14 protein-coding genes are annotated in these 17,897 nt (G+C 48.1%); 9 read left to right on the top strand and 5 right to left on the bottom strand.

What is annotated here, in order from left to right:
• Positions 1-46 precede the first annotated feature (46 nt).
• Both rsmI and ACWJAO_RS07645 read left to right on the top strand, forming a co-directional pair.
• On the top strand, positions 47-808 hold the full coding sequence (rsmI, locus tag ACWJAO_RS07640; RefSeq protein WP_449139812.1) for a 16S rRNA (cytidine(1402)-2'-O)-methyltransferase: 762 nt from the start codon (positions 47-49) through the stop codon (positions 806-808).
• A gap of 246 nt (positions 809-1,054) precedes the next feature.
• Positions 1,055-1,906 carry a Cbp1 family collagen-binding glycoprotein adhesin gene (locus tag ACWJAO_RS07645; protein ID WP_449139813.1) on the top strand — a complete coding sequence of 284 codons (852 nt, stop codon included), beginning with the start codon at positions 1,055-1,057 and terminating at the stop codon, positions 1,904-1,906.
• A 179-nt stretch (positions 1,907-2,085) separates the two neighbouring features.
• On the opposite strand, the gene ACWJAO_RS07650 is transcribed toward ACWJAO_RS07645, so the two are convergent.
• Positions 2,086-2,532 (bottom strand): nucleoside deaminase, encoded by a 447-nt coding sequence (locus ACWJAO_RS07650; RefSeq protein WP_449139814.1) that lies wholly within the window; start codon positions 2,530-2,532, stop codon positions 2,086-2,088.
• A 103-nt stretch (positions 2,533-2,635) separates the two neighbouring features.
• Here ACWJAO_RS07650 and ACWJAO_RS07655 point away from each other — a divergent pair, with 103 nt between their 5' ends.
• The 3 genes from ACWJAO_RS07655 (at position 2,636) to pyrH (ending at position 4,580) form a co-directional block, all read left to right on the top strand.
• Complete coding sequence (locus tag ACWJAO_RS07655) at positions 2,636-3,010, top strand: YraN family protein (RefSeq protein ID WP_449139815.1); 375 nt, start codon at positions 2,636-2,638, stop codon at positions 3,008-3,010.
• Positions 3,011-3,066: 56 nt separating this feature from the next.
• Complete coding sequence (locus tag ACWJAO_RS07660; RefSeq protein ID WP_449139816.1) at positions 3,067-3,804, top strand: biotin--[acetyl-CoA-carboxylase] ligase; 738 nt, start codon at positions 3,067-3,069, stop codon at positions 3,802-3,804.
• A gap of 65 nt (positions 3,805-3,869) precedes the next feature.
• The gene (gene pyrH / locus ACWJAO_RS07665; RefSeq protein WP_006847854.1) at positions 3,870-4,580 is read left to right on the top strand and encodes a UMP kinase; all 711 of its coding nucleotides are present in this window, start codon (positions 3,870-3,872) and stop codon (positions 4,578-4,580) included.
• Between the two features lie 101 nt (positions 4,581-4,681).
• Here pyrH and pssA read toward each other — a convergent pair whose 3' ends face one another.
• A complete protein-coding gene (gene pssA / locus ACWJAO_RS07670; RefSeq protein ID WP_449139817.1) occupies positions 4,682-5,410 on the bottom strand; it encodes a CDP-diacylglycerol--serine O-phosphatidyltransferase in 729 nt (242 codons plus the stop codon).
• Positions 5,411-5,481: 71 nt separating this feature from the next.
• Positions 5,482-6,174: a phosphatidylserine decarboxylase family protein gene (locus ACWJAO_RS07675; protein WP_449139818.1), complete on the bottom strand. Its 693-nt coding sequence runs from the start codon at positions 6,172-6,174 to the stop codon at positions 5,482-5,484.
• 165 nt (positions 6,175-6,339) lie between these two features.
• On the opposite strand from ACWJAO_RS07675, the gene dnaE reads away from it, so the two are divergent.
• The gene (gene dnaE / locus ACWJAO_RS07680; RefSeq protein ID WP_449139819.1) at positions 6,340-10,050 is read left to right on the top strand and encodes a DNA polymerase III subunit alpha; all 3,711 of its coding nucleotides are present in this window, start codon (positions 6,340-6,342) and stop codon (positions 10,048-10,050) included.
• A 36-nt stretch (positions 10,051-10,086) separates the two neighbouring features.
• Entirely contained in the window at positions 10,087-10,401 is a 315-nt protein-coding gene (gene trxA, locus ACWJAO_RS07685; RefSeq protein WP_118066009.1) for a thioredoxin, read from the top strand.
• An 89-nt stretch (positions 10,402-10,490) separates the two neighbouring features.
• Here trxA and tsaE read toward each other — a convergent pair whose 3' ends face one another.
• Together tsaE and porX are read right to left on the bottom strand one after the other, a co-directional pair.
• Positions 10,491-10,901, bottom strand: coding sequence for a tRNA (adenosine(37)-N6)-threonylcarbamoyltransferase complex ATPase subunit type 1 TsaE (gene tsaE, locus ACWJAO_RS07690; RefSeq protein ID WP_006847848.1), 411 nt, complete (start codon positions 10,899-10,901; stop codon positions 10,491-10,493).
• Positions 10,902-10,944: 43 nt separating this feature from the next.
• Positions 10,945-12,498: a T9SS response regulator signal transducer PorX gene (gene porX, locus ACWJAO_RS07695; protein ID WP_118190969.1), complete on the bottom strand. Its 1,554-nt coding sequence runs from the start codon at positions 12,496-12,498 to the stop codon at positions 10,945-10,947.
• A 192-nt stretch (positions 12,499-12,690) separates the two neighbouring features.
• Here porX and ACWJAO_RS07700 point away from each other — a divergent pair, with 192 nt between their 5' ends.
• Both ACWJAO_RS07700 and ACWJAO_RS07705 read left to right on the top strand, forming a co-directional pair.
• On the top strand, positions 12,691-16,065 hold the full coding sequence (locus tag ACWJAO_RS07700) for a SusC/RagA family TonB-linked outer membrane protein (protein WP_449139820.1): 3,375 nt from the start codon (positions 12,691-12,693) through the stop codon (positions 16,063-16,065).
• Between the two features lie 24 nt (positions 16,066-16,089).
• Positions 16,090-17,622 carry a RagB/SusD family nutrient uptake outer membrane protein gene (locus tag ACWJAO_RS07705; RefSeq protein ID WP_449139821.1) on the top strand — a complete coding sequence of 511 codons (1,533 nt, stop codon included), beginning with the start codon at positions 16,090-16,092 and terminating at the stop codon, positions 17,620-17,622.
• The last annotated feature ends 275 nt before the right edge of the window (positions 17,623-17,897 follow it).

The following is a 17,897-nucleotide window of genomic DNA, read 5'->3' on the forward strand; positions in this document are numbered from 1 at the left end:
TTTTTTTTTTGCTAAGAAAGATTAATTAACTACATTTGCGGTCAGTATGGGCACATTATACATCGTTCCGACTCCAGTTGGTAACATGGAGGACATGACAATGCGAGCCATTCGCATACTGAAAGAAGCGGATTTGGTACTCGCTGAGGACACTCGAACATCGAGTGTTCTGCTGAAGCATTTCGATATCAGAAATCGATTAGTGGCTCACCACAAGTTTAACGAACATGGCACATCTTCTGCCATCGTAGAGCGACTGAAGGGTGGCGAAACCATCGCCTTGATTAGCGATGCCGGAACACCGGGTATCAGCGATCCCGGTTTTTACCTCGCCCGCGAGGCAGCCAAGGCAGGCATCACGGTGCAGACTTTGCCTGGACCTACGGCATGTATTCCTGCCATCGTTTCATCGGGCTTGCCATGCGACCGTTTCTGTTTCGAAGGATTCATTCCGCAGAAAAAGGGCAGACAGACCTATCTTGAATCATTGAAGGATGAGGTGCGCACCATGATTTTCTATGAGTCACCTTATCGCGTGGTGAAAACCTTGCAGCAGTTTGCCGAGGTTTTCGGTGATGACAGACAGGTGAGCTGTTGTCGTGAAATATCCAAACTCCACGAGGAGAGTGTGAGGGGTACGCTTGCCGAGGTTATCGCTCATTTTGAGGAGACAGAACCAAGGGGCGAATTTGTCATCGTATTGGCAGGAAAAGATCCCAAACAGCTCAAGGAGGAGATGAAGGAAAAGAAGCGTGAAGAGCGCCGGCAGAAGAAAAACGGGGCTCGCAGGGATGAAGAAAGTAACTGAACTTTCGCATGTGAGGAAGTTAAGGGAAGTTAGGGAAGTTAGAGAGAAGTTAAGGGACAAATGTTCTACGTTTTACGCAAGATGACTATTGTCTCTTAACTTCCCGAACGACCGCAGGGAGTGATAACTTCTTTAACTTCAATCAATTCCCTCACTTGAGAAACTTCAATGAATAATAAATAGGAAGCGACGCGTTTTACGCGAAAAGATAATTTTTTAAATCAAACATTAAAAAGGAAAATGATTATGAAAAAGCTATTATTTGCGGCATGTTTAGCTGCTTTTTGCTTGACCAGTTGCAACAACGGCAAGAACAACACCCAGGATTTGGCAAATCAGCAGAATGATTCGCTAAACAGTATCATCGCTCAGAAAGATAGCGAAATTAATGATATGATGGGTACATTGAATGAAATCCAGGATGGTCTGAACCAGATCAGTGAGGCTGAACACAGAGTAACTCTCCTGAAGAACGGTGAGGGTGCCAATAAGAGACAGCAGCTCAAGGAGGATGTTCAGTTCATCGCTACCCGTATGCAGCAGAACCGCGAACTCCTGGCTAAACTGCAGAAGCAGATGGCTAACAGCTCTTTGCAGGCTGACCAGCTGAAGAAGGCCATCGCAAACCTTCAGGAGCAGATTGCACAGAAGGATAAGGAACTCCAGGTGCTTCGCGAGGAGTTGGACAAGAAGGATATTCATATTGCAGCGCTCGATGAGACAATCAACAATCTGAATACCAAGACCTCTCGTCTTACTACTGAAAGCAACCAGAAGACTGAGACCATCAATGAACAGGACAAGCAGATCAACACTGCCTGGTATGTATTCGGTACCAAGAAGGAGTTGAAGGAGCAGCATATCATGGAAGATGGTAAGGTAATGACCGGCAATTTCAACAAGAGTTATTTCACCAAGGTTGATATCCGCAACATTTCTGAAATCAAGTTGATGTCAAAGTCTGCTAAGTTGCTCACTACCCACCCATCCAGCTCTTATGCATTGGTACGCGATGCTAACAAGCAGTATACACTCCGCATCACCAATCCACAGATCTTCTGGAGCACCAGCAAGTATCTTGTAGTGCTCGTTAAGTAAATTAACAGAACTTTCGCATGTGGGGAAGTTAAGGGAAGTTAGGGAAGTTAGAGGGAAGTTAAGGGACAAATGTCCTAAGTTTAAGCTAGAAGACTATTGTCTCTTAACTTCCCGAACGACCGTAGGGAGTGATAACTTCTTTAACTTCTTTAACTTCAAAACTTGCGAAGCTTGAATAATTATCTCTTTCTCTGAAAGAAATCCTGCATGAGTGCGCGGCACTCATCTTCCAATACGCCCGATGTAACTGTCGTCTTAGGATGCAGTGCATCGGGCGCATATTTTGTATACCCCCTTTTCTCGTCGCTGGCACCATATACCACGCGGCTGATCTGTGTCCATCCCAGTGCTCCGGCACACATCACGCAGGGTTCTACCGTAACGTAGAGGGTGCAGTCTTTCAGATATTTCCCTCCCAGCATGTTGGCTCCCGAAGTGATTGCCTGCATTTCGGCATGAGCCGTAACGTCGGTCAGCATCTCCGTAAGATTATGGGCACGCGATATGATCCGGTCTTTACAAACGATGACGGCGCCTACCGGAATCTCGTCTTCATCGAATGCTGCCTGAGCCTCCATCAGGGCACGGCGCATGTATACTTCGTCTTTATTCTTATTATCTTCCATTGTTTTTCGTGCAAAATTACATAAAAAAGTTTGAAGTGTGGACTTTTTTTGTTATTTTTGCAAGGTAAAAGCATCTTTTGGTGCAAAATAAAGGAAATGGACTATGGCAGAGCATAATGAATTAGGCAAATGGGGAGAAGACGAGGCTACGCTCTATCTCGAGAATGAAGGCTATGTCGTCATCGACAGAGACTGGAGAGACGGCAAGCGGGATCTGGATATCCTTGCCGTTTCGCCGGATGGAAAGACTTTGGTTGTGGTAGAGGTAAAGACCCGCTCGGGTGAAGAATACCAGCAGCCCGAGGAAGCCGTTGATGCCAAGAAGATGCGTAATTTGGCAATGGCCGCCAATACTTACGTCAAGGAACATCAGGTAGACAGGGAGGTGCGCTTTGATGTTGTTACCGTGGTAGGGGTAGGGCATCAGGTGAAGCGCATCGAACATCTTGTGGATGCCTTCAACCCGTTGCTGATTTGATAATCCGTTGCTGATTTGATAATCCGTTGTGTATCGCTATACATTATTATATAGACATGGAAAAGAAGATTATACGTTTAAAGGAAGTGGATTCCACGAATGCCTTCCTGAAGAATTTGGGTACTTACGATGAAGATGCGCTGACCATTGCCATTGCTGACTATCAGACGGCGGGTAGGGGACAGGGCGTGCATACCTGGGAGAGCGAGCCGGGCAAGAACCTCCTCTTCAGTATGATGATGTGTCCTAAGTGGGTACCTTTGCGCCAGCAGTTCCTCCTTTCCGAGGCTGGTGCGCTCGCCGTGAAGGATGCACTGGATTCCTATACGGATGGCATTACGCTGAAATGGCCGAACGATGTGTACTGGTATGACAAGAAAATCAGTGGCACGCTGATAGAGACTGCCATCGACTCCAAGGGCATCAAGCGCTGCATCTTCGGTATCGGCATTAATGTCAATCAGACTGAGTTCCACAGCGATGCGCCCAACCCTGTATCTCTGGCTCAGATTCTGGGTCATGAGGTGGATAGGGAAGAGGTGCTGCAGAAGGTGATTGATGCTTTCTGCAGATACTACGAACTTCTGCGTCGTGCCGACTATATGGATGTGTCGGGACTCTATCATCTTTCGCTCTACCGTCGCAAGGGTTATCACTGGTATGAGGATAAGGACGGTAAGTTCGAGGGTGCCTTTGTAGAGGTGGAGGACGATGGTCATCTCATCCTTCATGACAAGAAGGGAGTGATACGATCTTATGCCTTCGGGGAAATCAAGTTTATAGTTAATAGTTAATAGTTAATAGTTTATAGGGGGCTACGCCTATAAACTGTTAACTGTAAATTGTAAATTAAAATAAAATGGCAAAGTTTAAAAGAATTCTTTTGAAATTGAGCGGCGAGAGTCTGATGGGCAAGCAGAGCTTCGGCATCGACCCAGAGCGCCTGAGTGATTATGCTAAGCAGATTAAGGAGGTCCATGAGATGGGCGTTCAGATAGGCATTGTGATTGGTGGCGGTAACATCTTCCGCGGTTTGAGTGGTAGCCAGAAGGGTTTCGACCGTGTCAAGGGCGACCAGATGGGCATGTGTGCTACTGTTATCAATTCCCTGGCATTGAGCAGCGCGCTCGGAGCCTTGGGCGTAAAGAACAAGGTACTTACTGCCATCCGCATGGAGCCTATCGGCGAATTCTACACCAAGTGGAAGGCGATTGAGGCAATGGAGGCAGGTTATATCTGCATCTTCTCTGCAGGTACAGGCAGTCCATACTTCACTACCGATACCGGTTCTTCTCTCCGTGGTATTGAAATCGAGGCTGATGTGATGCTCAAGGGTACCCGTGTAGATGGTATCTATACCGCCGACCCAGAGAAGGATCCTACAGCTACCAAGTTCAAGGATATTACCTATGATGAGATTTACACCAAGGGCTTGAAGGTGATGGATTTGACAGCTACCACCATGTGTAAGGAAAACAACCTTCCTATCTACGTGTTCAATATGGATGTAGTAGGCAACCTCAAGAAGGTGATGGATGGTGAGGAGATCGGTACGCTCGTACACAACTAACCCTCTCTCAGCAGGTAGAAAAAGCAAATGCGACTGGATTCACATCTAGCCGCATTTTTTTAAGTTAAAAACTAAATATCCCAATAAAGGAGAATTTCTTCTTATTTCTTCTTCAGATAAATAATCGCCGAGAGGATGACGTATGCCACGATGACAAGCCACCAGCCGGTGAGGAAGCCGGTCAGACCATCGAGTGCTACCGAAGTAGCGAGGATGATGAGGGTGAGAGCGGCAAAGCCATATTTCACCTCATTGCCCTTGAAACCCCACTGCTTGAACTTCAAGGCGAAAAGAGGCATCTCGCAAACCAGCAGGTAGCTGGTGATGAGAATCAGAGCCAGAATGATGAATACCGACCAGGCATAACCTTCGAGCCAGCTAGGATTGAAAACAATCAGCGAACCCCAGAACAGGGCGTTGGCTGGTGTAGGAACACCGATGAAAGAGGTAGTCTGGCGCTCATCAAGATTAAACTTAGCCAGGCGCAATGCCGAGAAGGCTGCGATGATGAAGGCTGCGTAAGGCAGCCATGGGCGCAAAGGCTCCAGAAAACCCGGATATTCCATCACAAAGAGCTGTGAGAATACGATGGTGGCAGGTGCCACACCGAAGGTTACGTCATCTGCCAGCGAATCGAGCTCCTTGCCTATTGGCGATGAAACGTGCAGCAGGCGGGCGCTCATGCCGTCAAAGAAGTCGAATACGGCTCCGATGATAATCCATAACAATGCCATCTTTGGGTTTCCGCCGAAGGCAAACGATGTTGCGATGCAGCCCGAAACCAGGTTGCAGCAGGTTACCGTGTTTGGAATATGTTTCTTGATACTCATTTCTTTACTGTATATTATGATAGAGTGAAAGCCGAAAGTAAGTTCCGGCTTGCCTTCTATCTGTCAATATGTTATTTCAATTTAGCGATGATGGTCTGGTCGCCCGTAGTTGACTGTCCCATCTTTACGCATACTTCTGTACCTACAGGCAGGTAGACATCCACGCGTGAACCCAGCTTGATGAATCCCAGATGCTCGTCGATGAAGCATTCTTCCCCTTCCTTGGCATAGGTTACGATGCGGCGTGCTACTGCACCGGCAATCTGTCGGCACAGTACATCCACTCCCTCAGGTGTGGTAATCATCACGTCGGCATGCTCGTTTTCCTCGCTAGCCTTAGGCAGCCATGCCTTGTGGTAGTTGCCGTCTACATGCTTCACGAATTTCACCTTGCCGTCTACCGGGAACCAGTTGGCATGAACATTCCAGAGGCTCATGAAGATGGAAATCATCAGGCGGCGGTCACCGAAGTAGGGAGCATTCTCCACCTCTTCTATCACCACAATCTTTCCGTCGGCTGGTGCTACTACCAGTTTCGAAGTATCCTCTACGTTGAGGTATCTGATAGGACTACGGTAGAAGTTGAGCACGATACCATATACCGTGCCGAACACAACAACAAAAGCCCAGAACGGAATCTTGTTGTCTAAGGTTGTCCACAATATAGCCGCAATGGCTACTAACGCTATCGCTCCGGTAACCAACTGATCGGTACCTTCGCGGTGCAATCTTATCTTTTTTAATTTCTTTATTTTCTGTCCCATATAGTAGGATTAAGTTTTTATTGGTGCAAAGGTACGTCATTTTTATCACTTTTGCAAATTTTTTGTGGGTTTCTTTTACCTTTTTCAATATTTTCGCATATTTCTTTTGGCTTTTTCAATATTTCGCCGTAACTTTGTTGTCAAAATTCGAATTTTAAACAGATAATGGAAGATTTTGTTCATTTGCATGTACACACCCAATACTCCATCCTCGACGGCCAGTCGAAGATACCGCATCTGGTAGATAAGGCCATCAAGGACGGCATGAAGGGTATGGCGGTAACCGACCACGGTGTGATGTTCGGCATCAAGGAACTTACCGACTATTGCGGCAAGATTAATAAAGACCGCAAGAAGGAGGGACTCGAACCTTTCAAGCCTATCATCGGCTGCGAGATGTATGTGGCACGCCGAACCAAAGCCGACCGAGAGAAGGATAAGGGCGATATGAGCGGTTATCACCTCATTGTACTTGCCAAGAATTATAATGGATACAAGAACCTCATCAAGCTGGTGAGCAATTCGTGGGTGGATGGTTACTACATGCGCCCACGAACCGACCGTGCCGATCTGGAGAAGTATCACGAAGACCTCATCGTCTGTTCGGCATGTATTGCAGGCGAGGTGCCATCCAAGATTCTGCATGGTGACCTGGAAGGAGCCCGCGAGGCTTGCCAGTGGTACCACAACCTCTTTGGCGATGATTACTATCTCGAGCTCCAGCGCCATAAAGTGCCCGATGATCCAAGTCTGCTTGCCAACCGCGAGGCTTACGAGTTGCAGCAGCGTGCCAACAAGGAACTTATCAAGATGGCAAGGGAGTTTAACATCAAACTGGTGTGCACCAACGACTGCCACTTCGAGGATAAGGAGACTGCCGAGGCTCACGACCATCTGCTCTGTATCGCTACCGGCAAGGATCTCGACGACCCTAACCGTCTGCGCTATTCCAAGCAGGAATGGTTCAAGACCCGCCAGGAGATGAACGAGGTGTTCTCGGATATCCCCGAAGCACTTTCCAATACCCTCGAAGTATTAGATAAGGTGGAGATTTACAGCATCGACCATGGTCCTATCATGCCTTTCTTCCCGATTCCGGAGAGTTTCGGTACCGAGGAGCAGTTGCGACAGAAGGTATCAGAAGAAGACCTCTACAAGGAGTTTACCACTGATGAGAACGGCAAGAATCCGCTGCCACCAGAGGAAGGACAGAAGGTTATCGACCGATTGGGCGGCTACGATAAGATATACCGTATCAAGTTTGAGGCAGAATATCTTCGCCACCTTGCCTACGAGGGAGCCAAAAAGCTTTATGGCGACCCGCTGCCCGAGAATGTTGACGAGCATGTAAACTTCGAGCTCCACGTGATGAAGACCATGGGTTTCCCGGGCTACTTCCTCATCGTATCAGACTTCATCAGGGCGGCGCGCGAGGAACTCGGCGTGATGGTGGGCCCGGGACGTGGATCTGCGGCAGGTTCGGTGGTGGCTTACTGCTTGGGCATTACCAAGATTGACCCATTGAAGTACGACCTCCTGTTTGAGCGTTTCCTGAACCCAGACCGTGTGAACCTTCCGGATATTGATACCGACTTTGATGATGACGGCCGAGGCAAGGTGCTGAGATGGGTAATGGATAAGTACGGTCATGAGAACTGTGCCCATATCATAACCTATGGTTCCATGGCGACGAAGAACTCCATCAAGGACGTGGCGCGTGTAGAGAAGTTGCCGTTGGATAAGGCGAATGCACTCTGCAAGGCTATCCCAGACCGTTTGCCTGACGGTGCCAAGATGAACCTGCCCAATGCCATCAAATATACCCCAGAGCTGCGCGAGGCAGAGTTCTCCAACGATCCCCGCGAGAGCAATACCATCAAGTATGCCAAGATGCTCGAGGGAACCATCCGAGGCACGGGTATCCATGCCTGCGGATTCATCATCTGCCGCGACCCTATCAGCAACTGGGTGCCTGTATCTACTGCCGATGACCCTGATTTCCCGGGACTGAAGACGGCGGTAACGCAGTACGACGGCCATGTCATCGAGACCACCGGTCTGATTAAGATGGACTTCCTGGGCTTGAAGACCCTCTCCGAGATGAAGGAGGCATGCAAGGTTATCAAGCAGACTACAGGCGATGTCGTTGACCTCGATACCATCCCTATCGATGACGAACTGACCTATCAGCTCTATCAGCGCGGTCAGACCATCGGAACCTTCCAGTTCGAGTCGCCGGGTATGCAGAAGTATCTCCGTGAGCTGAAGCCTACGGTATTCGAGGACCTCATCGCCATGAACGCCCTCTACCGTCCGGGACCTATGGATTATATCCCTGATTTCATTGCCCGCAAGAACGGAAAGCAGGCGATTACCTACGATATCCCGTGTATGGAGAAGTATCTGAAGGATACCTACGGCATCACGGTCTATCAGGAGCAGGTGATGCTTCTTTCCCGTCAGTTGGCGAGCTTCACCCGAGGCGAGTCTGATGCGCTGCGTAAGGCGATGGGTAAGAAGAAAAAGGCTATCGTAGATGCGATGAAGCCTAAGTTTATCAAGCAGGGACAGGAGAACGGCCACGACCCGAAGGTGCTGGAGAAGATATGGGGCGACTGGGAGAAGTTTGCTTCCTACGCCTTCAACAAGTCTCATGCCACCTGTTATTCGTGGGTAGCCTACCAGACTGCCTATCTCAAGGCGCACTATCCTGCCGAATACATGGCGGCGCTGATGACCCGACGCTTTGCACAGATTACCGAAATCACCAAGCTGATGGAGGAGTGCCAGTCGATGGGCATCAAGACCTTGGGGCCGGATGTGAACGAGAGTTACCGCGTGTTCGGTGTGAACGAGCATGGAGAGATACGTTTCGGTCTTTCAGCCATCAAGGGTATGGGTGCTCCGGCAGCCGATGCCATCGTGGCAGAGCGACTGAAGAACGGACCTTATAAAACCATCTTCGATTTTGCCGAGCGTGTAGATTACTCCAGCGTGAACCGCAAGGCTTTCGAAACCTTGGCGCTGAGTGGCGGTTTCGACAGCTTTGGCATCCGTCGCGAGCAGTTCTTCGGCAAGAACAACAAGGGCGAAACCTTCCTCGATACGCTGGTGCGCTACGGTCAGCTCTTCCAGCAGGAGCAGCACGAGGCTGCCAACTCACTCTTTGGCGGTACCGAGGCGATAGAGATAGCTACGCCGCCTATTCCTGATGCAGAGAGCTGGAGCACCATCGAACGTCTGAACCGTGAGCGCGAGCTTGTGGGCATCTATCTTTCTGCCCATCCGCTCGATGAGTACAGCATTATCCTCAATTCCCTCTGCAATACCCATTGCTCTGAACTGGGCGACAAGCAGGAGCTGGCAAAGAAGGAGGATGTGGTGCTGGGCGGCATCATCACGAGTGTGAAGTCGAAGTTTACCAAGACGGGCAAGCCGTGCGGTTTCGTTACGCTCGAAGACTTTGAGGGTTCAGGCGAGCTGGCTCTCTTTGGCGAGGACTGGGGCAAGTGGCGCGGCATCATGGTTGAAGGCAGCACCATCTACATCACCGCCAAGTGCGTTTCCCGTTACGGCAATGCCAACTATCTCGATTTCCAGATAGGCAATGTAGAGTATCTGCAGACGGTCAAGGAGAACCGCATCGACCGCTTCACCATCAATGTGGAGAGCGATGCGATAGATGAAACGATGGTCAGCGACCTGCAGACCATTCTGGAGAATGACGAGGGCAAGGCGCAGCTCTTTTTCCAGATACATGATGTAGACAGCAATACCTATCTGCTGATGCGTGCCCGTGAGCATACGGTAGGCGTGGGCCATGCCCTCATCCAGTATATCGAGCAGCATCCTAAGATGAGCTATCAGATCAATTAGAGATAATTTTAGTTTAATATTTAAAAGTTTAGAAAAATGGAAGTAACAATTACAACCGAGAATTTCGAGAGCTACAAGAATGGCGAACTGCCATTGGTAGTAGATTTGTGGGCAACATGGTGCGGTCCTTGCCGCCAGATTGCTCCTATCGTATCAGAACTTGCTGAGGAGTTTGACGGCAAGTTGGTAGTAGGCAAGTGTGATGTAGAGGAGAACGACGACATCGCTATGGAGTTTGGTGTTCGTAATATCCCTACCATCCTCTTCTTCAAGGGTGGCCAGCTGGTAGATAAGTTTGTTGGCGCAGCCTCTAAGGCAACCCTCACCGAGAAGTTCCAGGCTCTCCTGTAATCAGCCTGGATAGGAAATGATAAAAGCATCTGGCTTGAGAAAACATGCTCTCAGCCAGATGCTTTTTTTTGTTCGAGGCTGTCGGAGGCTTACCATTCTACGCTTCTGGTTCCGTCTTCTTCGGCGGTGATAGTCACTTTTGTGCAGTCTTCCGGCAGCAGGTCTTCTATCAGTTCCGGCCACTCCAGGAAACAGAGGTTGCCGCTGTAGAAATAATCTTCGTAGCCCATATCGTATACCTCATCGAGTTTCTTGATGCGGTAGAAATCGAAGTGGTAGACAGGTGAGCCGTCGCCCGCTGTATATTCGTTTACGAGGGCGAAGGTAGGAGATGTGATGACATCTTCTACGCCCAGTTCTTCGCAAATAGCTTTTACAAATGTTGTCTTTCCGGCTCCCATCTTGCCATAGAAGGCAAAGACCTTGCCGTCGCCCATGTTCTGCAGAAATTCCTTGGCTGCTTCATGGATCGTGTCTAATGAGTCAATTTTTATCTTCATATATGTTTACTATAAACTGTTAACTATCAACTATTAACTGACATTACCTTTTTCTCGGTGTCAGTGTGATGAGCGGTATGAGCATTTCCTCCATCGAGATGCCGCCGTGCTGGAAGGTATCCTTGTAGTATTGCACATAATAGTTGTAATTATTCGGATAGGCGAAGAAACTGTCGCCCGTGGCAAATACATACGAGGTACTCAGGTTAGGTGCCGGCAACTGGGCACGCTGAGGCTCCTTGATGGTGAACACTTCCTTGCTCTGGTAAGCCAGATTCTTGCCCAGCTTGTAGCGCAGGTTGGTGTTCGTATTGCGGTCGCCTACAATCTTGATTGGTTTCGATGCCCTGATGCTGCCGTGGTCGGTGGTGAGCACTACCTGGTAATCGCTCTGCGAAAGGAGCTTGAAGAGCTCGGAGAGAACCGAATGGCGGAGCCAGCTCTGCGTGATGCTGCGGTAGGCACTCTCGTTGTTGGCAAGCTCGCGCACCATCTTAGATTCGGTACGCGCGTGAGAGAGCATGTCGATGAAGTTAATCACTAGCACGTTCAGGTCGTTGTTCCGGCATTCGTTATAATGCTCCAGGAAACGGTCGGCACCCTGCGAATCGTTCACCTTGTGATAACTGAAGGTATAGTGCTTTCTGAATCGCTCTATCTGGGTCTGTATCAGCGGCGCCTCGTTGAGGTTCTTGCCTTCCTCCTCGTCCTCATCTACCCAGAGGTCAGGGAACATTTCGGCTATCTTGTTCGGCATCAGACCGCTGAAGATGGCGTTGCGTGCATATTGCGTGGCGGTAGGAAGAATGCTCATGTAGAGCTGCTCATCGATGTCGAACAGGTCGCCGATGTCTTCAGCCAGCATGCGCCACTGGTCATAGCGGAAGTTATCTATCACAATCAGGAACACCTTCTTGCCCTCATCGAGCAGCGGGAATATCTTGCGCTTGAAGATGTCGGGACTCATCAGATGGCGGTCTCTGTTGTCGGGACTCACCCAGTCGAGATAGTTCTTGGCTATGTATTTGGCGAAACCCTGGTTAGCCTCTTCCTTCTGCATGCCCAGCATCTCTGCCATCGGACTTGCCGTATCGCTCAGCTTCAGTTCCCAGCTTACCAGTCGCCTGTAAATCTCCATCCAGTCTTCCGCACTTCTGCATTCCATCATCTGCATGGCTATCTGCTGGTAGTCCTGCTGGTATCCGCTCTGCGTCACCTCCGCCACGATGTCTTTGCGGTGGATGTTCTTCTTGAGCGAGAGCAGAATCTGGTTCGGGTTTACGGGTTTGATCAGATAGTCGGCTATCTTTGAACCGATTGCCTGGTCCATGATGTTTTCTTCTTCGCTCTTGGTGCACATCACTACCGGTGTGGCTGGCTGGATGTCCTTGATGCGTAGCAGGGTTTCCAGTCCGCTGAGTCCCGGCATCATCTCATCGAGCAGGATGAGGTCGAAGGTCTGTTGGCGGCAAAGTTCAATGGCATCAGGGCCGTTGCTTACCGTCTGCACTTCGTATCCTTTCTTTTCCAGAAAGATGATGTGTGCCTTGAGAAGTTCTATCTCGTCGTCTATCCAAAGTAATAATCCGTTGCTCATATTTTATATCCTTTTTCTTTTCGGGGTGCTAAAGTACAAAGAAAAATGGAATGAGGAATACGACTTCGTGTTAAAGAGAGTTAATGATAAAGATTCTTTGGTACTTTTTATGAAAACGTTTGTATTACCTTGTGACAAAACCTAAAAACATAGGTTAAGTAAAACTTATTTGTATAACTAAACGTAAACATTATGATCAGACGCAATTACTTGAAAAGTTTGATGATCTTCATCCTGATGTGCCTTCCTCTCTTGGGAGCATCGGCACAGCAGAAAGTAACTGTCAATGTTGTGAATGCCTCCTTGAAGCAGGTGTTCAGTACAATCGAAAACCAGACATCTTACAGGTTTTCTTACAAGAGTGATATCATTGACCATCGCAAGGATATCACCATCAGGAAGAGTGGCGTTCCTGTAACAGCTGTACTCGATGCGGCTTTTGTGGGACGCAACTTGAAATACTCTGTGGTTTCACAGAAATCTATCGTTGTTTCTGAGAAGCATGCGAATGTTGCCGCTCCTCAGCAGACCAATAAGCGCAAGATGCAGGGTGTGGTGAAGGACGACAACGGTGAGCCTGTCATTGGTGCTACTGTTTCGGTAGTTGGTACTGACGAACTCGCAGTAACCGATATGGACGGCCGATTCACCATCAATGCAGCCAAGGGCGCTAAGGTGAAGGTTTCTTACCTCGGTTTCGTAGACCGCGAGGTGAAGGCTTCAGAAAACATGAACATCGCCATGAGCGAGGATACCCAGGCTTTGAGCGAAGTCGTAGTAGTAGGTTACGGTACCATGAAGCGTAGCGATATGACCGGAGCTCTTTCTTCTGTCAATACCAAGGAGATGGCTAAGCGCACTACTACCAACCCAGCTGAGGCTTTGCAGGGTAAGGTAGCCGGTGTGAACATCCTGAAGAGTGGTGGTAACGCCGGTGCCGGTGTGAGCATCAAGATTCGTGGTATCAAGACATTCGGCGATAACGAACCTCTTTATATCGTGGATGGTTTCCCTGGCGATATCAACAGCGTGAACCCTCAGGACATCGAGTCTATGGAGATTCTGAAGGATGGTGCTGCTGCTGCCATCTATGGTTCTGTAGCTGCCAACGGTGTGGTTCTGATTACAACCAAGAACGGTAAGAAGGGCAATGTAAAGGTGGATTTCAGTACCTATTTGAGCTTCACTCACGTTGCTAAGGACCTCGATATGCTTGATGCTGATGGCTATAAGGCTGTACATAAGATGATGTATGAGAACTATAAGACCCAGAATGGTGAATATCCTGGTGCCGGCTTACCTGCCTATATTACCCATGAAACTGGTGTGAATACCGATTGGCAAGATGCTATCCAGCGCAACGGATTGGCACAGAACTATATGGTCAGCCTCCGCGGAGGTGGTGATAAGGCACAGTATTCTGTATCTTACAACCATGCCGACGAGAAGGGTATCTTTATCGGTAACGAGCATCGTCATGATATCGCACGTATGAAACTCCATGCAACAAAGGGTATCATTGATTTGGATGCCAATATGGATTTCAAATATACCAATAGCCGTCAGCCTCAGTATTCTCTCAAGGAAACTTATATGATTTCTCCTCTCGTACCTATTTATAATGAGAATGAGAAGTATGGTTTCGGTTTGACTAACTTTGATGGTCTGCCAAACAACCGTAACGTTGTTGCAGATAACTACTATAAGAACGAAGTAGATAAGAAGTATCATACTTCTGCCAATGTAGCATTAACCTTCAAGTTCTTCCCTTGGCTCAACTTCAAGACCAGCTATGGTTATCGTGGTGAGCATGAGATAGATTCTTATCATGCACCTGATTATATAGCAGATACTAAGAGTCCTAACAATTATCCGTATAGCAGCGAGACTCGTGCTTATTGGGAAGAGCAGGTGTTCGAGAACGTACTCTCTTTCAACAAGGAAATCAAGAAGCACAGCATCAATGCCATGCTCGGTACTTCGCTCACCAGTCGCAAGTATAACTGGAGCTCTGTAGATGTAGAAGGCAAGACCATCGTCTATAAGGTAGAAAACGGACAGCTGCAGCAGAGTGAGAAGGCAGCAGGATTTCTGGATTCCAGCTTTGCTACCATCGGTGCCGGAGCAGGTGGTACCTTCAGTGGTAACGGTTCTTGCTGGAAGTATAACCGTGCTTCTTTCTTCGGCCGTTTGAACTATAATTACAATGACCGTTATCTCTTCCAGTTCACCTTCCGTGAGGATGGATCTTCTAAGTTCGGTGCCGATAGCCGTTGGGGTTTCTTCCCATCTGTTGCTGTAGGTTGGAGAATCAGCGAGGAACCATTCTTCCCTAAGAATACAGTAATCAGCAACTTGAAGTTCCGTGCCAGCTGGGGACAGCTCGGTAACGAGAATGCATTGGGCTACTACGATTTCCTGGCGCTCATTTCTACATACAATGACCTCTATCAGGGTTATGTTCAGGGTTCAGGCTCTTCTGCATGGCCAGGCAGTATTGCCCGTGGATTGGAAAACCGCTCTTTGAAATGGGAAACTACTGATACCAAGAACATCGGTTTCGATTTCGGCTTCTTCAATAACCATCTGAGTGGTAATGTAAACTATTATATCAACGAGACACGCGACCTGCTGATTACCCGTAAGCTGGCTCCTTCTGCTGGTATTGCCAACCCTACCATGAACGTAGGTAAGATGCGCAACCAGGGCTTTGAGTTGGAGTTGAACTGGAACGACAAGGTAAGTGATTTCGAGTATAATGTAGGTTTCAACCTCAGTACTGTATCTAATAAGGTGGTTTCTCTTGCTAATGAAGATCAGACCATTTACGGTATGGGTTTGAAGTATGGCTCAGAGCACTTCCCTACCCAGACCAAGGTAGGCAAGCCAATCGGTGCTTTCTACCTCTATCAGGCAGACGGTATCTTCCAGAATATGGATGAGGTAAATGCTTATAAAAACAAGGATGGCAAACTCCTTCAGCCAAATGCTCAGCCTGGTGATGTCCGTTTCAAGGATATGAATGGTGATGGTGTGATTAATGATAACGATAAGACCTACTCTGGTACAGGTATCGCTAAGGTTGAGGCTAACCTTAACTTGAGCACCAGCTACAAGGGCTTCGACTTCTCAGCAGTCATCGGTAGTGCATTCGGCAACAAGATTTACAACGGTATCCGCTACTATTACGAGGGAATGAACTCAGCTTCCAACTTCCTCAGCAGCACTCTGGATGCCTGGACTCCTACCCATACCAATACCAGCGTACCCCGTGCCATCTATGGTGACCCTAACGACAATACTCGCGAGTCAACCCGTTTCCTGGAGAATGGAGATTTCGTACGCTTGCGTCAGGTGCAGTTGGGTTATACCTTGCCAACATCGCTGGTTAAGAAGATTTATTGCGACCGCATCCGTTTCTACGTGAGTGCAGAAAATGTGTTTACCATCACAGGTTATTCTGGTGCCAACCCAGAATTCTCTATGGGCGTATTGAATAGTGGTATCGACCGCTTTACCTATCCGTTCTCTCGCTCTTATACAGTAGGTGCACAGGTATCATTCTAGTATTAACATAAAAAGGAAAATCTTATGAAAGCATTAAAATATATAGCAGGCATTTGCCTTGCTCTGTCACTCACATCATGTGATGACTATTTGACGCAGACTTCGCCAGATAAACTGACTTCCGATTCTTACTGGCGTGATAAAGCAGACGTAGAGTCGGCAATGTCATCAGCTTATTCCCAACTGTATTTTGCAGAATATTCCGGAGACCAATGGGATTTCGCAGAGGTGAAATGGCCTGTTGAGGCTTATCGCCAGGATGACGTAGATTTGGGTAAGGATGTACAGAACTATCCAAACTGGGTGCAGCTACGTAACTTCAGCTACAACAACGGAAACTCTCAGTTCTCTATCTACTGGAAGAGTTACTATCGCGGAATCAGTTTCTGTAACCAGATTATTGATAAGGTGGCTACCATGAGTGAAGGTCAGCTTGCTGCAGCAGACAGAAAGCAGCTCTTGGCTGAGGCTCATTTCCTTCGTGGCTTCTATCATATGCAACTCTTGCTCAACTGGGAGAAAATCATTATCCGTGATACATATATCACTTCTACCAGCCAGTTGGATAAGGCTCTTTCTGACCGTCCTGAGACTTGGCAGTTTATCGTAGATGACCTGAAAGCCGGTACGGAGATGAGTAACTCTCGCAGCAATGAAGAAGTGGGACGTGTTACCTCAGGCACAGCTTATGCCTACTTAGGCTATGCTTATCTAACGATGGCTTCTGAGCAGACTGATAAGAAAGCAGAATATCTGAATGCTGCTGTAGAGGCATTCAATAATGTAAAGGGATATAGTCTGGAAAACGATTATGCCAGCATGTTTAATGGTACAAACAAGAACTGTAAGGAGAGTCTTTTCGAGGTGCAGTTTTCTCTGAGTAGTGCCAATGGTGCCAACTATGCTACCCAGCTGCATCGCTGGATAGGTACAGAGGAGTTTGGAGGATGGGATGAGATTACCCCTTCAGAGACCTTGATGAACGAGTTTAAGAAGGAAGGCAAGTTGAATAATGGCAAGTATGATGCCCGTCTTTATGGCTCTGTATATTTCCAGGATCCTTACTTCAATGATGGAACCGGAAAGGTATATGGTTACGACTGGGATGCTTGGGTCATGCTGAATCCGGAGGTAGAAGAGGCTTACGACCGTCCTTCTTTCCGCAAGTTCATGCCTGCAACATATGAGGCCCTGGCACAGTCAACTACCGACGTGAACATTCCTCTGATGCGTTATGCCAACGTTCTTCTGATGAAGGCTGAGGCTCTCAATGATTTGGGACGTACAGGAGAGGCTATTCCGCTGATCAACGATGTGCGAAGAGTTCATGGCAATATGCCAGCCATGACCGGTACAACACAGGCTGAGGTTCAGGCTCAGATTGAGCACGAGCGTATGATTGAGTTCCCACTGGAGAACTTGCGCTGGTATGACCTGCGCCGTTGGGGTAAGACGGCTGAGGCACTGACTGCTGCCGGACGTACAGGCTTCGACAAGAGCAAGCTGTTCTACCCAACTCCTCTGACAGAGTTGAACTCAAACAGCCTGGCTAAGTAATAGGGGCGAGTTACCATTGAAGATTACTTATAAATATCATCAGGATTCTCGGTCTATTAAGCAATAATACGGCCGGGAATCCGTTTTTTATGGTAAAGTAACTGAACTTTCGCATATGGGGAAGTTAAGGGAAGTTAGAGAAGTTAGAGGGAAGTTAAGGGACAAATGTCCTACGTTTTACGACAAAAGACTATTGTCTCTTAACTTCCCGAACGACCGTAGGGAGTGATAACTTCTTTAACTTCATTTAATTCCCTCACTTGCAAAACTTGAAT

This window comes from Segatella sp. (assembly GCF_977051555.1).